This is a genomic window from Nostoc sp. 106C, assembly GCF_002154725.1.
Classification (GTDB): Bacteria; Cyanobacteriota; Cyanobacteriia; order Cyanobacteriales; family Nostocaceae; genus Aulosira.
The window spans coordinates 210,129-232,820 of the sequence record NZ_MTAW01000119.1 but is presented as its reverse complement, the minus strand read 5'-3'; the positions used below and the strand labels follow the sequence as shown (position 1 = coordinate 232,820).

Below are 22,692 nucleotides of genomic sequence, written 5' to 3'. Positions count from 1 at the left end.
TTTAACATATTTTGGGTTATTTTTATCAGGTTTTTCTTAACATTCAACGTTTCTGGGGCTAATAGCAACCTCTAAAACAGAACTAGGTTTCAATCCCTGATAGGGATTTTGGTTAATTGGAACCCAGTGTGCCTGTAGATTGCTTAGGCATTATTTTTCTGTTTCAATCCCTGATAGGGATTTTGGTTAATTGGAACGCCTGTTGTAGTGTCAGAAGCATACTTTTCACTGGGCGGGTTTCAATCCCTGATAGGGATTTTGGTTAATTGGAACATCTTTATATCCCCTAGCTAGTAGCTTTAATATTTTGTTTCAATCCCTGATAGGGATTTTGGTTAATTGGAACTCAAAGCTGATATGCGATCGATTATACCGTACTGTTGTTTCAATCCCTGATAGGGATTTTGGTTAATTGGAACCTGATATTGTATCTCCCTCCCTAACCAAGAAATTCGTTTCAATCCCTGATAGGGATTTTGGTTAATTGGAACCAGTTACTCTCACCGATGCAACGGCAAACGTCCGTTTCAATCCCTGATAGGGATTTTGGTTAATTGGAACTGTTAAAAGTGCCGCTAGTTCAGTTAAAAACTATGTTTCAATCCCTGATAGGGATTTTGGTTAATTGGAACATCGCACATGGAAGCGATGGGAAAAGCTAGCAATGTTTCAATCCCTGATAGGGATTTTGGTTAATTGGAACCTCTTGCCCTTCTTGCGGCAGCTAGCGCTAATTCGCCTGTTTCAATCCCTGATAGGGATTTTGGTTAATTGGAACAAGTATGCCATATTACCGAAATAATTCTATCTACGAAGTTTCAATCCCTGATAGGGATTTTGGTTAATTGGAACGCAATTTGGCATTGCTCAAAGTTAATAGTGCCCTGTTTCAATCCCTGATAGGGATTTTGGTTAATTGGAACCTAATGTAAGGTGCATGAGATAATCGACACCCAGGTTTCAATCCCTGATAGGGATTTTGGTTAATTGGAACGACAAAGAAGATTTAAGTAATACTTTGTTTAGTGTTTCAATCCCTGATAGGGATTTTGGTTAATTGGAACTTGAGCCACCGCCACCAGCGAGGACTGAGAGGGTGTTTCAATCCCTGATAGGGATTTTGGTTAATTGGAACTATCATTCGTCAACTCTTCTACACCATAAGGACTAGTTTCAATCCCTGATAGGGATTTTGGTTAATTGGAACAAGTGGTGTAGACATTTTTACTTTTCCTTTTTTTTGTTTCAATCCCTGATAGGGATTTTGGTTAATTGGAACCCACATCAAAGTTTAATGTTCATTGCATTGCTGGTTTCAATCCCTGATAGGGATTTTGGTTAATTGGAACTCGACGGTTCTGCATCTTATGCATTAAATATTCAGGTTTCAATCCCTGATAGGGATTTTGGTTAATTGGAACCATTGTTTATGCCATGCGAGTGTGTAATCTAAATAATGGTTTCAATCCCTGATAGGGATTTTGGTTAATTGGAACCTGAAAGTAATTGGTATGTCATCTATTAGTAGTTTCAATCCCTGATAGGGATTTTGGTTAATTGGAACGGCTCGGAGTTGGAAGCATTGATATATTTGGTTTTCAAGGTACAGTTTCGTCAACCTCCAACCAAAGTAGCTTTCGTGGCATTGAGTTGTCAAGGGTGTCATAAGTAAAATAAACTGAAAACCTTGTCTAGTCAGGATTAGAGAGTTTGCGTCAACCTTCAATACTGTGAAAAAGGGTTCAAAACCACTAGGAGTAAGCTTTTGGGGCGCGAAATTTGACTGTTGTTTTCAAACATCTACTGGTTGACGCCAGACTCAAGCAAAAAACACTATGGTATCGATTGGCATTTCGCCGCTGATGAACTCAATTTTACCTGGACAGCAAGCACAGAGGAAATAACAATAGATGCTATCGGTTTTATACACAAAATTATACAGGAATAAAAAAATGCTACGAGAATTTGCCAATCGTGATGAGTTAATAGCTTATCTCCGCCAAGAATTTCCGGCTGCGACAGAACGTGATGCTGATATCAGCGAAATAGTTGGCGGTCGCCAAGCTGCGGAACAAGCATTACAAAAAGTAGATGCAACAACATACGAAAAAACACGTAACTTTTTAACAGGTGCGGTAACACAGCTTTCGCCTTATATCCGCTATGGAGTTCTGAGTTTGCGAGAAATTCGGGATTATGTACTAGAGCGTGTAAACAACCCAGAAGATGCTACTAAACTAATTAACGAATTGGGTTGGCGTGACTACTGGCAGCGATTATACGCCAAGCTTGGCGATGGGATTTGGCAAGACCAGGAAGCATACAAAACAGGTTACACAGCACAAAATTACGCGCCTGATTTACCACAGGACATCCGCGAAGGAAATACAGGGCGAGTTTGCATCGACAATTTTAGCCAAGACTTGCAAAAAATTGGCTATCTACACAACCATGCGCGGATGTGGTTAGCAGCTTATATTGTTCATTGGCGGCGGATTCGCTGGCAAGCTGGAGCTAAGTGGTTTTTGCAACATCTTTTAGATGGCGATCCAGCTAGTAATAATATGTCATGGCAGTGGGTCGCTAGCACTTTTAGTCATAAACCCTATTATTTCAACCGCGAGAACTTAGAACGCTACACCAAAGGCGTTTATTGTCAGAAATGTCCCCTTTACGGTCATTGTGATTTTGAAGGTAGCTATGAAGAAATAGAACAACGATTGTTTCCCCAAGGTGAATTTACCAAACAAGTAAACAGTCAAAGTTGGCAACGTGGGAAAAAGCGGCGGTAGGTCATTGGTCATTTGTGATGAGTTATTCTCTTGTTTTTCTCCCCTCCCCTCTTTTTCTTTGTTTCCTCATCGCCAGTCCCTATTTCCACCCATCTGTGCCAAGTTAAGGTAAATTCTTTTGAATAATGCGATCGTGAATCCTCTTAATTACCAATCAGTCTCTCGAAAACCTACCCCTGTTTTGTCTGTTGGTAAAACGTATCCTCCCTATAAAGGTTGGCTACGCTTGTGTATAATTGTTTGCTTAAGCTTTCTATTATTGGCTGGCTGTAGCGTGAATCCTAGTGTGGGAAAAACTTTGCGGATTGCTAATGAACCAGCATTTCCACCTTTTGAGTTTCTGGGAACTGACGGTAAGTCACAAGGTTTTTCCCTGGATTTGATGAATGCGATCGCGGCAGCAGCTAACTTTAAAGTAGATTTTATTAGTGTGCCTTTTGATGGCATTATCCCTGCCTTGCAAGCCAAAACGATAGATGCAGCGATTAGTTCGATTACGATTACTGAGGAGAGATCAAAAACCGTTTCCTTTTCTCGCCCTTATTTTAAAGCAGGGTTGGCGATCGCAATTCGCACCGATAACCAAGATATTACTAATTTTGATAGTCTCAAAAATAAAAGAATTGCGGTACAAATTGGCACAACTGGAGCAAAAAAAGCTCAGGATATTCCCGGTGCAAAAATCCGCAGTTTTGATTCTGCACCTCTGGCTTTGCAAGAATTAGCTAATAGGAATGTGGATGCAGTAATTAACGATGCCCCAGTTACTATATACGCGATTAATACAGGTAATCTCAAGGGGCTGAAAGTAGTAGAGCAATTGCTGACAGAGGAGTATTACGGTATAGCTACACCGAAAAACTCGGAAAATCTAGCACTAATTAACAATGGGCTTGATAAAGTCTTACAAAATGGCACGTATGCCCAAATTTACCGCAAATGGTTTAAAGCAGACCCACCAAGCTTACCTACAAAATCACCGTTTGAGAAAGAAGCTGGCAGTGCAACTAGCATATTTAGCTCATTTGGCGTGATTTGGCGGTCTTTCCCCACACTCTTACAAGGTGCATTGGTAACATTGCAACTCACAGTATTTTCTGTAGTGCTAGGTTTAGTTGGTGGTTCCTTAATTGGTATTGTTCGCCTTTCCCGGATTCCATCTGTGCGTTGGGTAGCGCGGGCCTATGTAGATTTTTTCCGAGGCACACCTTTACTCGTGCAGATTTTTATGATTTACTTTGGCATACCTGCGATCGCGCAAGAACTGGGTTTTACTTTCTCCTTTGATCGCCTAGTTGCTGGAGTAGTTGCTTTAAGTTTGAATAGCGCCGCCTACATTGCCGAAATCGTCCGTGCGGGAATCCAATCAATTGAACCAGGACAAGCAGAAGCTTCACAGTCCCTCGGATTAAGTGCTGTACAAACCATGCGTTATGTAATTTTTCCCCAAGCCTTTCGGCGGATGATTCCACCTTTGGGCAATGAATTTATCAGTTTGTTAAAAGATACAAGTTTAGTTGCAGTAATTGGGTTTGAAGAATTATTCCGCAAAGGACAATTGATTGTTGCTGATAACTATCGTGCTTTTGAAATTTACGCGGCTGTAGCTGTGGTTTACTTATGCTTAACATTGCTTTCTTCCCAAGCATTTAGTCGCTTAGAAGCTTGGATGAATCCCGTTAAGCGTTCTTAATACTCACAATAAACCATTCACAGGTACATTGCGATCGCTGCATCTGCTGCTCTCGCCACAAACAATGTTGGTTGGAGCATCTTATTTGAAACAAAAAATATTTTTAATCAAAAATTGATTGAGAAATTATACCAAATCAAATAATGTTTGCGACACATCAATAAATATTCTAGAGGTCACGGCAGTGCCGTGCCCCTACAATCTGTCGCATTCTTTTTTCAAATTGGTATTAATTTTGAATTAAAAAATAAATTTTAATGTTAAAGAAAATTTACTGACGGGAATCATTAATTATTGGGGTCTGTGAGAAGAATTGTTGAGATGAGGTCAGTATAAATGAGAAGGGGGATAGATTTGGCGCTTGTAATGCAAGGATACCAAATTATTGAACAACTGTACTCTACAGTTTATCGGGGCATTCGTGATGTAGATAGGCAGCCTGTAATCATCAAATATCTGAACCGCGATTACCCAACCTTTAGCGAACTGTTACAGTTCCGTAACCAATATGAGATCGCCAAAAATCTTAATTTACCTGGAGTCGTTCAACCCTACAGTTTAGAACGGCATTGCAATAGTTATGCACTAGTGATGGAAGATTTTGGAGGCGTTTCACTTAGCAAATATACTCAAGGACAGCTAATAAAAGTAGATGAATTTTTGGCGATCGCCCTTCAGCTAGCTAACATTCTCAATGGACTTTATCAGCATCGAGTGATCCACAAAGATATTAAGCCAGCAAATATAATCATTCATCCATATACAAAACAAGTTAAACTAATTGACTTCAGTATTGCTTCTTTGTTGCCGAGAGAAACCCAAGAAATTAAAAATCCACAAGTTTTGGAAGGTACTCTCGCTTACCTTTCTCCAGAACAAACTGGACGCATGAACCGAGGTATTGATTATCGCAGTGATTTCTATTCGTTAGGGGTGACTTTTTTTGAATTACTCACAGGTCAACTTCCCTTCAAAACCAACGATCCAATGGAACTGATTCACTGTCATATTGCTAAACAACCATTACCACCATTATTAGAAGGCATGAGGCACAGAGAAGTCCGAACCGAGGCTTCCTCCGATCGGAACTTCAAAGAGGCAGGAGGCAGGTGGGAAGAAATTCCGCAGGTGATTTCAAATATAGTAATGAAGTTGATGGCGAAAAATGCGGAAGACCGCTATCAAAGTGCTTTAGGACTGAAGCACGATCTAGAAGTTTGCTTAGTTCAATACCAACAAAAGGGAAAAATAGAATTTTTTGAATTAGGACAGCGTGATGTGTGCGATCGCTTCCTTATCCCCGAAAAACTTTATGGTCGTGCAACTGAAGTTGCAAATATTCTACAAACCTTTGACCGCATCAGTAATGGTAGTACAGAAATCATGCTGGTGGCGGGTTTCTCCGGCATCGGCAAAACCGCAGTTGTTAACGAAATCCACAAGCCAATTGTGCGGCAACGAGGTTACTTCATCAAAGGTAAATTCGACCAGTATCAGTGCAACATTCCTTTTTCTGCGTTTGTTTTGGCATTACGAGACTTGATGGGGCAACTGCTGACTCAAACAGATGCTGAACTTAAGCAATGGCAGACAAAAATTCTCTCTGCTTTGGGTGAAAACGGGCAGGTGATTATTGAAGTAATTCCTGAACTCGAACAGATTATTGGCAAACAGCCTCCTGCTGTAGAATTTTCTGGGAGTGCAGCGCAAAATCGCTTCAATTTGCTGTTCCAAAAGTTTATTCAGGTACTCGCTACCCCAGAACATCCCCTGGTGATTTTTCTGGATGATTTGCAATGGGCAGACTCTGCATCACTACAGCTGATACAAACTCTGATGAGTGAGACAGAAACTGGCTATCTGTTGCTGATTGGTGCCTACCGAGATAATGAAGTCTCCCCTGCTCATCCACTGATGCTGGCACTAAACGACATTGGCAACACTGGAGCCATAATTAACACTATTACCCTAACTCCCCTCAAATTATCCGACCTCAACCATTTAATTGCCGATACCTTCAGTTGTCCACTAGCACTAGCAGCGCCCTTGGCTGAATTGGTATATCGAAAAACTAAAGGCAATCCCTTTTTCGCTACGCAATTTCTCAAGGCATTGTATGAAGAGGGATACATTACCTTTAATATCGAGCGGGGTTATTGGCAAGGGGATATTGTTCAAATTCAAGCACTGACACTCACCGATGATGTTGTCGAGTTTATGGCGCGTCAGCTGCAAAAGTTACCCAGCGCCGCCCAATCGGTTTTGCAACTAGCTGCCTGCATTGGTAACTCTTTTGACCTGGCAACTCTTGCCATTGTTTATGAAAAATCTTTAGCTGAGACTGCTGTAGATTTGTGGAAAGCGCTGCAAGAGGGATTGATTTTACCAACCAGTGAGGTTTATAAGTTTTTCCAGGAGGAGTCAGGAGCTAGGAACCAAGATTCAGAAGAATTTTTTGGCTTAAATTCTAACTCCTGTTCTTACAAATTTTTGCATGATCGCGTCCAACAGGCTGCCTATACTTTAATCCCAGACGAGCAAAAACAAGCGACTCACTTGAAAATTGGGCAATTACTACTGAATAATACAACCGTTGCCCAACAAGACGAGAAACTGTTTGAGATTGTCAGCCAATTAAATATTGGTAAAAATCTCATCAGTGAGGAAACACAGCAGATTGAACTCGCCCAACTCAATCTCAAAGCCGGACGCAAAGCAAGAGCTTCTACTGCCTACACAGCCGCATCTGAGCATTTCCTTACTGGCATCGACTTGTTACCACAACAGCGCTGGCAAACACACTACGCGCTCACCTTGGCACTTTACGAAGCCGCTACCGAAGTTGCTTATTTAAGCGGCAATCTGGAGCAAATGACACAATTGGCGGCAGTCATTTTAGAACAGGCTAGCTCTTTGTTGGATAAGGTGAAAGTCTATGAAATCAAAATTCAAGCGGCTCAAGCCCAACATCAATTTCTCGAAGCAGTGCAGATTGCCCTAGAAATTTTGGAATATTTAGGAATTAGTTTTCCCAAGCAACCTAGGGAATTAGATATTGGCCAAGCATGTGCTACGACAAACTCTATCTTGGCAGGCAGACAACCATTAGATTTAATTACTCTACCCCAAATGCAGGAGCCGGAAAAGTTAGCTGCTATTAGAATTCTTACTGGTGTTTCTTCTTCTGCTTATGTTGCTGCGCCAACTCTTTTACCATTTATTATCCTTGAACAGGTAAATTTATCAGTTCAGTATGGCAATATTTCATACTCAGCTAATGGTTATGCCTACTATGGATTAATGCTATGTGGGGTGATGGGAGAAATTGATCGTGGCTATCAGTTTGGACAGTTGGCACATTTGTTGCTCGAACAACTCAATGCCAAAGAAATGGTCGCTAGAGCTTATGTGGGAGTTCAATGTAGTGTCTGGCATTGGAAAGAACCACTTAGGGACACTTTACCGTTTCTCAGAGAAGGCTATCAAAGTGGGCTGGAAACAGGAGATTTAGAATCGGCAGCTATTTGTGCATTTGTTTATGTTATGCATTCATGGTTTGTCGGCAAAGAATTGGGCGATTTAAGCCGTGAGAGTGCTGCCTTTCGCGTGCAACTAACTCAACTCAAACAAGAAGGACTTCTCAGCCATTTAACTATTTTTCAGCAAGCGATTTTGAATTTGCTCGGCGATTCACCGCAAGCATGGCAACTAATTGGGGATGCCTTCGATCAAGAACAAATGCTGCCCAAGATTGAGCAAGCAGGTGATCAGACGGCGCTGTGCTATTTCTATGTCAGCAAACTTTTACTCTGCTATTGGTTTGGTCAGTTTCAATTAGCACTGGAAGCGGCGATCGCGATCGAAAAATACTTGGGTGGTGCTACAGGATTATTTCTAGTGCCAGTTTTTCACACTTATGATTCTCTCGGACATTTAGCTATCTATTCTCAAGTTTCTGAGGCAGAACAACAAAACATTCACCAACGAGTAATCGCCAACCAAGAAAAGATGAAAAACTGGGCTGGCCATGTCCCAGTAAATCACTTGCACAAATATTATTTAGTGGAAGCAGAACGGCAACGGATTCTCGGCAACAAAGCTGAGGCGATTGAGTATTATGACCTTGCCATTACCTTAGCTGAGGAAAATCAGTATCATAACGAAGAAGCTTTAGCTAACGAACTCGCAGCTCGATTTTACTTGGCATGGGGCAAAGAAAAACTAGCTCAGGATTATTTGCTTAATGCCTATTATGCCTATGCTCGTTGGGGAGCAAAAGCCAAGGTTAAGGATTTAGAACGAAATTATCCGCGTTTGTTAGCTCCCGTGCTGCAACAAGACCGGATCAAGTTGATGCCTAATCTCACAATTAGTGCAGTTGATAAAGTCACTTTATCTCAGGTAATTCCTAATAATTCCACGACTTCTGCCACCACTAGTGTGTCAGCTATACTCGATTTGGCAACACTTTTTAAAGCTTCCCAGACCCTTTCTAGTGAAATTCATCTCGATCAGTTGCTGGTTACATTGCTGAATGTATTGATTGAAAATGCTGGCGCAGATAAATGTGCATTGCTACTACTCGAAGAAGAAAAGTTGCTAATTGAGGCAATTACTACAGTTGGGCAGTCATCAACAATTATGCGATCGCTGCCTCTGGAAGATTCGCAGGATTTGCCTATATCATTGATCAACAGCGTTAAACGCAGCCTACAACCCTCGATTGTAATTAATGCAACTATCTCTCCTTCATTGATGGCTGATGCTTACATCATTCGCCAACAACCCAAGAGTTTGTTTTGTACGCCGATTAATTATCAAGGCAAACTGTTGGGAATTTTGTATTTGGAGAATAGCTTGACGGCTGGGGTATTTACAAGCGATCGCGTCGAAATCATCAATTTGCTCTGTACCCAAGCAGCGATCGCCTTAGAAAATGCCCGTCTCTATCAGCAAGCTCAGACTTATGCTCAACAATTGGAGCGATCGCTTGCCCAACAGAAAACTTTGTTTAATGCTGTTACTCAAATCCGAGAGTCTTTAGATTTAGATGCTATTTTTAGTGCTGTCACCCAAAATATTCGTCGCATTCTGAATGCAGATCGAGTCGGTATCTATCAGTTTCATCTCGACTCGGGGTACGAATACGGTGAATTTATTGCCGAAGATGTATTATCTGCATTTCCTTCTGCCTTAGCTGTTAAAATTCAGGATCATTGCTTTGGTGAAAATTACGCAACCCTTTATAAGCAGGGACGCTTCTGTGCAATAGCTGATATCCAAATAGCTGATGTGCTGGAATGCCATCGGGCAATTTTGGCGCAATTTCAGATCAGAGCATCACTAGTTGTGCCAATTATGCAAGATGACGAACTTTGGGGTTTACTTTGTATTCACCAATGCGACCAACCCCGTAATTGGCAAACTTCTGAGATTCAATTTGCTCGGCAAATTGCGGTACAAATAGGGGTTGCACTCAAGCAGACAGAGTTGCTAATTAAAACTCGCCAGCAAGCAACCCAACTAGAACAAACCCTTCAGCATCTGCAAGAAACCCAACTTCAATTAGTACAAAATGAGAAGATGTCAGCACTGGGGAATCTGGTTGCAGGGATTGCTCATGAAATTAACAATCCCGTCAGCTTTATTGCTGGTAACCTTGATCCTGCTCAAAATTATGTCCAAGACTTGTTTGGGCTAATTGACATATATCAAGAAAAATTACCAAATCCAGATACGGTTCTTAAGGTTAAAATCAAAGAAATTGATCTGGAGTATTTACGGGAAGATTTACCTAAATTAATCAACTCGATGAAATTAGGAGTCGATCGCATCCGTGAAATTAGTACTAGTCTCCGCACTTTTTCCAGAGCCGATCGCGATTGCAAAGTTGCTTTCAATCTCCACGAAGGCATTGATAGCACCATCTTAATTCTCAAACACCGCTTAAAACCTAATCAAAATCGTCCAGCGATTGAGGTAGTGAAGGACTACGGCAATTTACCCCCAATTGAATGTTTTCCAGGACAGCTAAATCAGGTATTTATGAACCTACTGGCAAATGCGATCGATGCATTAGAGGAGTCGAACACCGGACGCAGTTTTGCAAACATCCAAGTAAATCCCAATCAAATTACAATTCAAACTCGTCTAGCTGAAGATGAACAGCATGTTTTGATTCAGATTACAGACAATGGTCTAGGTATGACAGAGGAAGTCAAGCAAAAAATCTTTGATTATCTGTTCACCACTAAGCCAGTAGGCAAAGGAACAGGATTAGGATTGGCGATCGCTCGCCAAATTGTCGTTGAGCGACATGGGGGAACCCTCAAGGTGGACTCTGTTCTAGGACAAGGAACAAAATTTACGATAGTACTTCCTATTATGGTTAAATTGACTGCTGTTTTACCACAAATAGAACATGGAACTTCAAACAATCCCATCCCTGAATCCCCTCCCCGCTAGGGATTCAGGAGTGATACCATTTCACAAAAAATATGATGTGGATGTAGGTTGGGTTTCGTTCCGAATGTCACGAAGATAAGCTGGGGGAGCTGAGGAGGCTGGGGAAGTAAAGAGTAATTTTTAGTAACTCTTAATACTATAAAACCCAAGAATACACTTGTTTTTTTGTCTCCCCCCGCTCCCCCAGCTTGCCTCAACAAGTAACTAAACTTAGTGCCATTCGGTTTCGTTCCTCAACCCAACACTTCAAAGTCTTGTAATTGTTGGGTTTCACTGAGTTCAAACGCCACTTCACTCAAGTCGGTACGCGATTTATTCAACTGCTCCGAGAATTTTCAAAATCTCTTTCTGGACTGTACCTAAACCTGTAACGCCTTGAATTTTCATACCTTCATAAGGACGGGGCGATCGCAAAATCTGCAAACATTCTCCTGTGGCAATATCCCAAAGCCGAATTGTCTCATCTTGAGAGCCACTGGCAAGAATTTTTCCGTTAGGATGAAAGGCGATCGCCCAGATCCAATTACTGTGCCCTGCCAGTGTTTTCAAACATTCTCCTGTCTGGCTATCCCAGAGCTTAATAGTTTGATCGCGGCTAGCACTAGCAAGAAGATCGCCGTTAGGACTAAACTTGACATCGGTGACAGTGGATGTGTGTCCCTGCAATGTTTGCCAACAATTTCCTGTGGTAATATCCCAAAATTGAATCCTGTATTCTAGATCTCCAGTAACTACGACTTGACTGTTGGGACTGAAGGCAATTGGCCCAACAAACGAGTAGCGTCCTGCCAATACCTGAAGGATTTGCCCTGTTGTAACATCCCATAAATTAATACTATCTTCACTAATACTGGCTAAAAATTTGCCATTAGCGCTCCAATCAACTGAAAATACCCAGCCTGTATGACCTTCTAAAGTTTTGAGACATTTTCCAGTTGCCCCATCCCAGATTTTGATACTTTTGTCTGCACTACCACTAGCTAGAGTTTGACCATCGGGACTATAGGTTAGAGAAAAAATCATCCCAGTATGTTCTTCTAAGATTTTTAGACACTGCCTGTTACTGAGATTCCAAAACCGAATTGTACCATCTAGGCTACCACTTACTAAGGTTTGCGCATCAATGCTGTAAGCTAAGCCCATAACGTCGCGAGTATGGCCATAAAAGCTTGTTAGAGAATTATCATTAGCAAGATCCCAGACTCTAACAGTGTAGCCTGTGTTACCAGCTAAGTATTGACCATCTGGACTAAAAGCAACTGAGCCAATAAAACTTGGGTATCCTTGTAAAGTCTGGATACATCGTCCTGTAGAAACTTGCCATAACTTAATACTTTGGTCGTCACCACCACTGGCGAGAGTTTTTCCATTAGGGCTGAAGCTAATTGACCATATACGAGCGTTATGTCCTGAGAGAGTTTTAATGCACTTTCCTGTATTCACATCCCATAAACTAATCACAGAGGCTTCACCTGCGATCGCTAAAGTTTGACTATCAGGACTAAACGCAATTGACCAAGCTAATTCGATGTGCAGTCCTTGTAAAGTCTTCCAGCATTTACCCGTGCTGACATCCCAAAGTTTTACGGTTTTGTCTTCACTTCCACTGGCAAGAATTTTGCCATTAGGACTAAAGCTAACTGACCAAATTGCTTGATTGTGTCCATCCATACTATACAGACATTCACCTGTATTCACATCCCAGAGTTTTACTGTTGTATCTTCACCACCACTGGCGAGAATTTGCCCATCAGGACTAAAGGCCACTGGACCAATCATTTTTACCTGTCTTTGCAGTGTTCTTACGCACTGACCACTGCAAATATCCCAAAGTTTGATTGTTTGGTCTGTTCTACCACAAGCTAATAGGGTGTTATCTGGACTAAAACTCGATAACCAACTGTGTATTGTATGGTTTTGTATAGTATGCAGACATTGCCCTGTTTTGAGATCCCAAAGTTTAATCATGCCATTTTCACAGCAACTTGCTAGAGTTTTGCCATCTTTGCTGAATTTAGCTTGCCAAACCCAGCCAGTATGCCCCTCAAAACTTCCCAGTTGTTGACTATCTTCTAGATTCCACAAGTTGACTCTGCCATTGACATCACCAGTAGCCAGCAACTTACCATCAGGGCTGAATTCTACCGCAACGATTTTGACTAGAGCCTCATTAAAAGCTGATTTTTTTAAATCGGTGTTGCTCAAGTTGACTCTATGCAAACTCACATCTTTGAGGTAAGCCTGCCAGATAGTTAAACCAGAAAAATCCCATCCTGTAAAATCAACTTTTAGTTGTCGTAGTAAGTTAATTGTATTACCACCAGCGTATCCTGGTTTTGTGGAAAATTTTTCCCGTAGTATAGCAATAATTTCTATTAGCCGCCTCTCAGTTGCTGCTGGGTTTTTCAAGCTAGTTTTTAACCGACTCAATATCGGTTCCAAAATCACCCGTTTCTGACTTTCACTGACATAATCTTTAGCCGTAGCTTCTATCAAAGCGTAGGCATTGAATAATTCAATTTTCCCAGTGACGATTTCACTGCAAACTTGTTGAATCAGTTTGTCAGTCATGTATTCCATGACTACAGGTTGTTGGGTATAGCTGCCTGATTGCTGTTCAATGAGCGATCGCCCTTGCAAAGATAACAGCACTTCTAGTAATTCTCGTCTAGAGATGGGTGGTACAATATCTTCTTCTAATTCTGTAAGCTTTACCCATTGTCGTTTGATTGCTAGCCAATACATCACTTGCTTTTCGTTGGCAGATAGACGATTAAACTGTTGCTCTAATATCTGCCCAATATCACCAAAAACCACAGGAGCCTGCTGGAGAAATTGTCCAACATTTCCATCAAATAAGCGCTGAATTGTGGTTGCAACAATTTTTAAAGCTAGGGGATTACCTGTATAGCATTGAATTAATTTTTTACATTCAGCCGCTGAAGTCACTAGTCCTTTGGTTGCCAAAATTTGCTGTGCTTCTGTTTGTAACAAACCAGTCAGTTGTAGCGATCGCACTGGTAAGCTTTCCCCTTCTCTTGCTGCGAAACCAATTGGTTTTTCCCGGCTAGTAAATACTAAACAACTTTGATGGCGTTCATCTCCTACCCGTCGAAAAATTTGCCCGTATCCTTCATATCCAGAACGATAGCAACCGGATCTTTTGCCACTTTCTAAAATCGATTCAACATTATCTAGCACTATCAAACAACGTTGGGAGGACAGATAGTTCATCAAGCAAGAAATTTGACTATCTATAGCATCTGGTAAATTTACTTCCTGCTGATCAGAAACAAATAAAATTATTCCCTTTAGTAGCTCAACTATAGGTGGCGCATTTCGCAGACTGCGCCAAATTACGTAATCAAAATTGTCCTGTAGTTGTTCTGCTAATTTCACAGACAAAGCTGTTTTACCAATTCCTCCCATACCTAGCAGCGCTACCAAACGACATTTTTCCTTAACAATCCATTCTTGTAGCTTTGCTTGTTCTGCCGTGCGACCATAAAAGATAGATACATCTATTGCTTCTCCCCAATCTTGGTGTGGTTGTGTCTTCGGAGTTTCGCTTATTACTGGAGTCAGTATTTGTGACTCTGCTTGGGGGAGACTAGAATAACGCCGTCTCAACACAGATTTAATATTACTTTTATTGATATTTTCTCCTAAGGCCTTTGAGAGAGTCTGCCATAATCGATACCCCACATCTCGGATATAATCATCGTCATAGCCAGAGCTTTCAGCAATCTGTGCATAAGTATATCCTTCCCAAGACTGACGCAGCACTAGCTCTTGAATGTTACTTAAATGCTTTTGCTGTAACACTTGATCTAAAACCAGCATTGCTTGCTCAAACGTCAAATCTATTGCTCCCACAGGCTGTAAGAAAAAGTTTATTGCCGTATTAAATTTGAAATTTGGTTTATAAAGCTGATTTTAAGCTTTATTTTTCAAAATCAACCATTTTTAAACTTTATCCGATTTTTTATGATTTTTTCTCACTTTCTTAGATTAGAATTGAAAATATTCGTATAATTTGTGTTTTTCATAACAAAATATAAATCTTTACTCAACAGTTTTTTAAATTTGAATTGCTGTCTATTGATTTCTAAAAATACTGGTTTATCTTTATAAAAGTAAATTATTAACAACTTATCGATAATTTTAAGATATCTTTTATTGAAATTGATTGTAAATTACAAATATTTTTCCTAATATTTACACGAAAAAATAAATAGCTTTTACATAACAATTGTTCTAATAATTTTAAATATAATTTGCTACCATTATTTCTATCTTTTGAATTTGGTAATTACTCATTTTGCTTAATTATTACTGAATCACCTTTCTTTTTAGCTCTTGTTAACACTTGAGTTTGCTTTTCTAGTAAGGGGATGGGTAGAAACATATTTTGTAATTTTCGGACAATAAATGTAATAACTATTAAGCATTGAAGCAAAGGTTCTAAAAGATTAACTGTTTTTATAGTCAGCAGTCCTCTACTAAAAGAAATAAAGAAATTTACCATAAAATGTGATAAATATACATAATAATTGTTAATTATTGTCAAGGAGTTGTTTATGTGTATTAAGCCCAAGTTTTGGCTATAGCCATTTGGGATGCATGAGTTCACCTTTGTTAAAACCTTTATGTTCAGAATATCTAGAAAAAGTGAGGAAATTATGAGGATTGTTTAAATTTTTATTCACAAAAACCGCTAAAGTTGCAGTTTAGTCAATGCACATAATTCTCAATTTGTACAGTACGTAAGTCCGATAATTAGGTTCAACTCAAATTCTGCAAACCAGTTGATAATTATGTTCCAGAAAGCTGGCAAGCGGATCGATGATGCGATCGCCATATTGTATAGTGGAATTTAAGCGGGTGAAATCCAGTAACAGCTGTATGCAAATTAATTGCAAATATCTTTCATTGTCACAATATTTATTGCCGACGAAGGGAGAGCGGTATCGACTAGCTCGCGTGAACGTGCAGCAACAGAAAGTAAATACTCTTTAATTTTTGCTCAAGAGTTTTCAATAAAGTTGAAATTTGGAGAATTATTTACGCTCATCTATTTATTAGTCTAATCATATTCCAGTTAGAAAAAACTAACTAATGGGAATACTTATATTGTATTGTTAAAGCCATTAAGAAAAAGCCATTGTGCAGATGAGGTAACTAGGTATGATCGCAGGGCTGGACTTAGGATGGGAAATTTTAGGATACCAAATTGTTGAACAACTGCACGTTAGTACTAAAACTATTGTTTACCGAGGCATCCGAGAGATTGACCAGCAACCTGTAATCATCAAATATCTAAAATCTAATTACCCAACCTTTAATGAATTGTTGCAGTTTCGTAATCAGTACGCGATCGCCAAAAATCTTGACTTCCCTGGTGTAGTTCGACATTACAGCCTAGAACCTTATGGCAATAGCTATGTGCTGGTGATGGAAGACTTTGGTGGGATTTCGTTGCGGGATTACATCAAAACCCAGCCCCTAGAACTAACTGAATTTCTGGCGATCGCGCTGCAAATAATCGATATTCTCCACGAACTACATCAGCGCCAGGTGATTCACAAAGATATCAAACCAGATAATATCGTCATCAATCCCCAAACAAAAGAAGTTAAACTGATTGACTTTAGCATAGCTTCTCTGCTGCCCAGAGAAACCCAAGAGATTAAAAGTCCCAATGTTCTAGAAGGCACCCTCACTTATATTTCTCCAGAGCAAACTGGACGGATGAACCGAGGAATTGACTATCGCAGTGATTTCTATTCCTTGGGGATCGCTTTTTTTGAACTGCTTACAGGTCAGCCTCCCTTTCAATCCCATGACCCAATGGAGCTGATCCACTGTCATATTGCCAAACAACCAGCGCCTTTAGAGCAATTCAAAATTCGTTTTGAACAGTTGACCACAGCGGTAAATCCCGCAAGCGACTGGCTCAACTTGTCACAAAATTTAAATTTCAAAATAGAGGCAATTCCCAAACCAGTTTCAGACATCATAATGAAATTGATGGCGAAAAATGCGGAAGACCGCTATCAGAGTGCATTAGGACTGAAGCATGATTTAGAACTTTGTTGGACTCAATGGCAAAAAACAGGAAAGATTGAACCTTTTGAGATCGGACAGCGGGATGTGTGCGATCGCTTCTTGATCCCAGAAAAACTCTATGGTCGCCAAGCAGAAGTACAAACTTTGCTAAATGCATTTGAGCGAGTAGCCAGCAATACTAATTCTCGCAGCGAAGTGATGCTAGTTGCAGGCTTCTCTGGTATCGGCAAAACTGCTGTAGTTAATGAAGTCCACAAGCCGATTGTCCGGCAACGAGGTTACTTCATCAAAGGCAAGTTTGACCAGTTTCAGCGCAACATTCCTTTTTCGGCATTTGTGCAAGCATTACGCGACTTGATGGGACAACTGCTAACAGAAACAGACATTCAACTAGAGCAATGGCGGACTCAAATTCTTTCTACTCTAGGTGATAACGCTCAGGTAATTGTTGAGGTAATTCCAGAACTCGAACTAATTATTGGTAAACAACCTCCTGCTATTGAACTTTTTGGAATTGCTGCGCAAAATCGCTTCAATTTGCTGTTCAGAAAATTCATTCAGGTTTTTACCACACCAAAACATCCCCTAGTAATTTTCTTGGATGATTTGCAATGGGCAGACTCGGCTTCACTCAGACTGATGCAATTATTAATGAGTGAAGCGGAAACAGATTATCTCTTACTCATTGGTGCTTACCGAGATCACGAAGTCTCTTCTGTCCATCCACTCATGCTGGCAGTTGATAAAATTAACAAAGCCAAAGCGATCGTTAACACCATCACCTTGGCTCCGCTGAAGCTATGCGACTTGAACAACTTGATTGCTGATACTCTCAGTTGTCCCCCAGAACTAGCAGTACCTTTAGCCGAATTAGTCTATCAAAAAACCAATGGCAATCCTTTTTTTGCCACGCAATTTCTCAAGGCGTTGTATGCAGAGGAATGTATAACTTTTAATATCAATACTGGTTACTGGCAAGGGAATATTGCCCAAATTCGAGCGCTAGCGCTGACTGACGATGTTGTAGAATTTATGGCGCATCAAATTCAGAAGTTGCCCACCGCTACACAAACAGTATTGAAACTAGCTGCTAGCATTGGTAACACTTTTGATCTAGCAACTCTGGCTATTGTTTACGAAAAATCTCAGGCAGAGACAGCCGTAGACTTGTGGAAAGCACTGCAAGAGGGATTAATTCTACCTACAAGTGAAGTTTATAAATTTTTTCAAGACTCTGGTAATGACAACGGCGCGTGTCAATTATCTATCATCGCTAACCGCTTACCTCATTACAAATTTTTGCACGATCGCGTTCAGCAGGCGGCTTATTCCTTGATTCCAGAGGAGCAGAAACCAGCGACTCACCTAAAAATTGGGCAATTACTGCTAAGTAATACGCCAGTTGCAGAACAAGAAAAAAAACTGTTTGAGATTGTCAATCAATTTAATATCGGTAAAAATCTGATTGCTGAACAAACCCAGCAAATTCAACTTGCCGAACTTAATCTTCAAGCCGGACATAAAGCCAGAACTGCCACTGCTCATGCACCAGCTTTAGAATATTTCATCACGGGTATTAATTTACTAACAGAGGATAGTTGGCAAACTCAGTATGAGCTAACCCGAGCACTTTACACAGCTGCAACCGAGGCTGCTTATTTAAACGGCAATTTAGAGCAGATGGCTAATTTGGCAGATGTGATTCAGGAAAACGTCACCAGCCTCTTAGATATAGTAAAAATTTATGAAATTCAAATCCAATCTGCTCAAGCACAGCACCAACCCTTAGAAGCATTGCAAATTGCACTCAAGATTCTTCGTTCCTTAGGAGTGACTTTTCCAAAACAACCCAATGAATTAGATATTGCACAAGCGATGGAGAGAACTACATCCATATTAGCTGGCAGGCAACCACTGGATTTAGTAACTCTACCTCAGATGACCGACCCAGAAAAATTAGCTGCGATGCGGATTCTGCCTGCTGTCTCTTCTTGTGCTTATATTGCAGTGCCGACATTATTTCCTTTAATTATTTTGGCGCAAGTCAACTTATCTATTGAATATGGTAATACTTCTTCTTCTACCTATGGCTATGGCTGCTATGGACAGTTGTTATGTGGCGTACAAGGAGAACTCAACTTTGGTTACCAATTTGGCCAGTTGGCGCTAAAGTTACTCGAACAGTTCAATGAGCAAGAACAGAAAGCCAAAACCTATGGGGAAGTTAGCCTTGGGACTTTGCATTGGCAAGAACCTGTGAGAAATACCTTGCCTTTATTAACAGAAGGCTACCAAAGTGGATTGGAAACTGGAGACTTACTTTGGGCTAGTATTTGCGCGATCGCTTACATCATGCATTCTTGGTTTGCAGGACAAGATTTAATTGATGTAAATCGCGAAGCTGCTGCTTTTTGCACCCAATTAACTCAACTTAAACAAGATGCACTAGTGAATCAGATTCTAATTTTTCAGCAAGCAGTTTTAAATTTATTGGGGGATAGCATTGAACCTTGGCAGTTTGTCGGGGATGCTTTTAATGAAGAGCAAATGCTGCCGATGCTTCAGCAAGGAGGAGATCAAACAGCATTGTGCTATTTCCATTGCAATAAACTAGTTATTGATTATTTATTTGGGGAGTTTGAGTCAGCCGTTGCAGATGCGATCGCCACAGAAAATTATCTGGGTGCGGCGACAGGATTATTTATCATCCCTAGTTTCTACACCTATGATTCTCTGGCACATCTGGCAATTTATCCTCAAGTTTCCCTTGAGGAACAACAACGCATCCAGCAGCGAGTCACCATCAACCAAGAAAAAATCAAAAAGTGGGCTGATTCTGCGCCAGCAAATCACCTGCACAGATTTTATTTAGTGGAAGCGGAACGCCATCGCGTTTTCAACCACAAAGCTGAAGCACTTGATTTTTATGACCTGGCAATTACCACAGCCAAAGCCAACGATTATCCTCACGAAGAAGCTCTAGCCAACGAACTTGCAGCTAAATTCTATTTAGAATGGGGCAAAAACAGCATTGTTCAAGAGTATTTAATTAATGCTTACTATTGTTATGCTCGTTGGGGTGCAACTGCCAAAGTTAAGCAACTTGAGCAACGCTATCCACAGTTTCTTATTCCCATCCTGCAACCAGATAGCATTCTGTTTTCCTGTGATTTGACTATCCCAGTGGTGGAGAGCGTTACTACTTACAATGAAAACACTAGCGAAACTACAAAATATAGTAGCAATGGCATCTCTGCGGTATTAGATTTAGCTACTGTTCTGAAATCTTTTCAGATGCTCTCTAGCGAAATTCATCTAGAAAAATTACTTTCTACTCTGCTTCAGGTAGTGTTAGAAAATGCCGGCGCAGATAAATGTGCGTTGTTGTTGAACAAAGAAGATAGGTTAGTAATTGAGGCTACGATCGCAACTGAAAAACCGATAGTGCTGCAATCTGTTCCCCTAGAAAAGAGTCAGGAACTTCCAAGCTTATTAATTAACTCTGTCAAAAGAACACTGCAATCATCAGTGTTAATTGACGCCGCCACCGATCCTTTACTGCTAGCTGATCCCTACATTCTGCGCCAACAACCCAAGAGTATTTTATGTACTCCAATTATGCATCAGGGTAAACTGTTGGGGATTCTGTATCTAGAAAATAATTTGACGACGGGAGCATTTACAAGCGATCGCGTCGAAATCTTAAATTTACTCTGTACCCAAGCTGCTATTTCTTTAGAAAATGCCCACCTCTACCAGCGTTCTCAGATTTACAGTAAGCAATTAGAGCTATCTTTAGAAGAATTGCGAGCCAGTGATACCCGCTTTCAGAACTTGGCTGATAACATTCCTGGGATGATTTATCAGTTTCGTTTAGCTGCTGACGGTTCGACATCAACACCCTACGTCAGTTGTGGTTGCTACGAACTGTATGAGGTGACACCAGAGTCAGTTATGGCGGGGATGTATAATCTTTATTCTATGAATCATCCCGACGAGGTTTCACAGCTTGAGCAGTTAATTAGCTACTCGGCCCAAACCTTAACACCCTTTAAACACGAATGGCGGATGATTACACCTTCAGGAAAAATTAAATGGATTCAATCTGCGGCTCAACCGCAGCAGCAAAAAGATGGCTCGATCGTATGGGATGGCATAGTTATAGATATTAGCGATCGCAAGCTGGCTGAAGAAAAAATTCGCGAACAAGAACAATTTCTGCGCAGTATCTACGATGGTGTCGATCATCCAATATTTGTGATTAACGTGACAACAGACCAAGAATTGCTTTATGCAGACTGGAACCCAGCAGCAGCTAAGATTACAGGCGTACCTGCACGTGAAGTCATCGGCAAAACTCCAGAACAGATACATGGTGAGATAGAAGGTGCTGTAGTTAAGCAGCAATATCTCAGTTGCATCGTTGCTGGAACTAGCATTGCTGTTGAGCAGTGTCTTACCTTTGATTGTGAGCCAACTTGGTGGCTCACAACCTTTCACCCCCTACGCGATCGCACTGGTAGAATTCATCAATTAATTGGGACAGCAATTAATATTAGCGATCGCAAACGTGCAGAAGCTCAAGTACAGCAAAAAGCTCAAGAACTAGAAACAGCTTTGCAAGACTTGCAACAAACTCAATTACAGCTGGTGCAGAATGAAAAAATGTCTGCCTTGGGTAATCTCGTTGCAGGCGTTGCTCATGAAATCAATAATCCGGTGGGATTTTTAGCAGGTAACTTGCAACCCGCTAAAAATTACATTCAAGACCTCTTGGGAATACTCGACCTTTATCAGCAACAGTTTCCCGATCCTGGCCAGGTAATTGTAGATGAAGCTGAAGCGATCGACTTGGAATATCTGCGTGAGGACTTACCTAAGCTCATCGACTCAATGAAACTTGGCATTGATCGGATTCGCGGTATTAGTACTAGTCTTCGCACTTTTTCGCGAGCCGATCAAGATTACAAAATTCCCTTTAATATTCACGAAGGCATTAACAGTACAATTCTGATTCTTAAACATCGACTTAAAGCTAACGGAGAACGTCCTGCGATTGAAGTAATTACAAACTATGGTAATTTACCTGCGGTTGAATGCTTTCCCGGACAGATTAATCAAGTGTTTATGAACATCCTGGCAAATGCCATTGATAGTTTAGAGGAATTTAATCAGCAACGTAGGCAAGGTAAGTTTCGCCCTCATTCTCATCAGATCGCAATTCAAACTGAACTTATTCAAGATAATATAACTTTCTCGACTCCCCATGTCCTAATTCGGATCAAAGATAACGGTATTGGTATGAGCGAAGAAGTCAAGGCTAGAATCTTTGAACACCTATTTACTACCAAAGCAGTTGGCAAAGGGACAGGTTTGGGATTAGCGATCGCTCGTCAAATTATCATCGAGCGCCATCAGGGAACGATACTCGTTGATTCTGTTCTGGGAGAAGGGTCAGAGTTTACCATAGCGCTGCCTGTGAAAGCCAAAAGTAGCTGCTGATACAGGGTTACTAGAGTAATTTCGTACTAGTTTAGATTAAAAAAAGCGATCGCTCTAGAATTCAGTGCGTAATTGCTTTATTGTATAAAAATAAATTACGAATAAGACAATACTGACAATAATGCTCAACTGCAAAAGAACAATCCTGACTACCAGTTCTTTGTGCTTATT

5 protein-coding genes, 1 pseudogene and 1 CRISPR repeat array are annotated in these 22,692 nt (G+C 40.7%); of the genes and pseudogenes, 4 read left to right on the top strand and 2 right to left on the bottom strand.

Annotation, left to right across the window (positions count from 1 at the left end):
- Positions 1–86: 86 nt before the first annotated feature.
- Positions 87–1,564: direct repeats of the CRISPR family, unit length 37 nt; unit sequence GTTTCAATCCCTGATAGGGATTTTGGTTAATTGGAAC.
- 255 nt (positions 1,565–1,819) lie between these two features.
- A pseudogene (locus BV375_RS38175) lies at positions 1,820–1,918 on the bottom strand (CRISPR-associated endonuclease Cas2); the annotation flags it as partial.
- Positions 1,919–1,952: 34 nt separating this feature from the next.
- Between BV375_RS38175 and BV375_RS17275 the strand changes: the two are divergent.
- The 3 genes from BV375_RS17275 to BV375_RS17265 all read left to right on the top strand — a co-directional run bounded on the left by BV375_RS17275 (position 1,953) and on the right by BV375_RS17265 (position 10,950).
- Positions 1,953–2,792, top strand: a complete 840-nt coding sequence (locus BV375_RS17275) for an FAD-binding domain-containing protein (protein ID WP_086762565.1) — start codon at positions 1,953–1,955, stop codon at positions 2,790–2,792.
- Positions 2,793–2,973: 181 nt separating this feature from the next.
- Positions 2,974–4,485 (top strand): ABC transporter permease subunit, encoded by a 1,512-nt coding sequence (locus tag BV375_RS17270; RefSeq protein WP_086762591.1) that lies wholly within the window; start codon positions 2,974–2,976, stop codon positions 4,483–4,485.
- A 336-nt stretch (positions 4,486–4,821) separates the two neighbouring features.
- A complete protein-coding gene (locus BV375_RS17265; protein WP_086762564.1) occupies positions 4,822–10,950 on the top strand; it encodes an ATP-binding sensor histidine kinase in 6,129 nt (2,042 codons plus the stop codon).
- A 312-nt stretch (positions 10,951–11,262) separates the two neighbouring features.
- Here the strand turns inward: BV375_RS17265 and BV375_RS17260 are convergent, their stop codons facing one another.
- Positions 11,263–14,826: an NB-ARC domain-containing protein gene (locus tag BV375_RS17260; RefSeq protein ID WP_243713967.1), complete on the bottom strand. Its 3,564-nt coding sequence runs from the start codon at positions 14,824–14,826 to the stop codon at positions 11,263–11,265.
- 1,311 nt (positions 14,827–16,137) lie between these two features.
- Between BV375_RS17260 and BV375_RS17250 the strand changes: the two genes are divergently transcribed.
- Positions 16,138–22,521, top strand: a complete 6,384-nt coding sequence (locus tag BV375_RS17250) for an AAA family ATPase (protein ID WP_086762560.1) — start codon at positions 16,138–16,140, stop codon at positions 22,519–22,521.
- The last annotated feature ends 171 nt before the right edge of the window (positions 22,522–22,692 follow it).

Coding starts and splice junctions, on each gene's coding strand:
- BV375_RS17275 (WP_086762565.1), top strand. CDS start 1,953: ATGCTACGAGAATTTGCCAATCGTGATGAGTTAATAGCTTATCTCCGC.
- BV375_RS17265 (WP_086762564.1), top strand. CDS start 4,822: ATGAGAAGGGGGATAGATTTGGCGCTTGTAATGCAAGGATACCAAATT.
- BV375_RS17250 (WP_086762560.1), top strand. CDS start 16,138: ATGATCGCAGGGCTGGACTTAGGATGGGAAATTTTAGGATACCAAATT.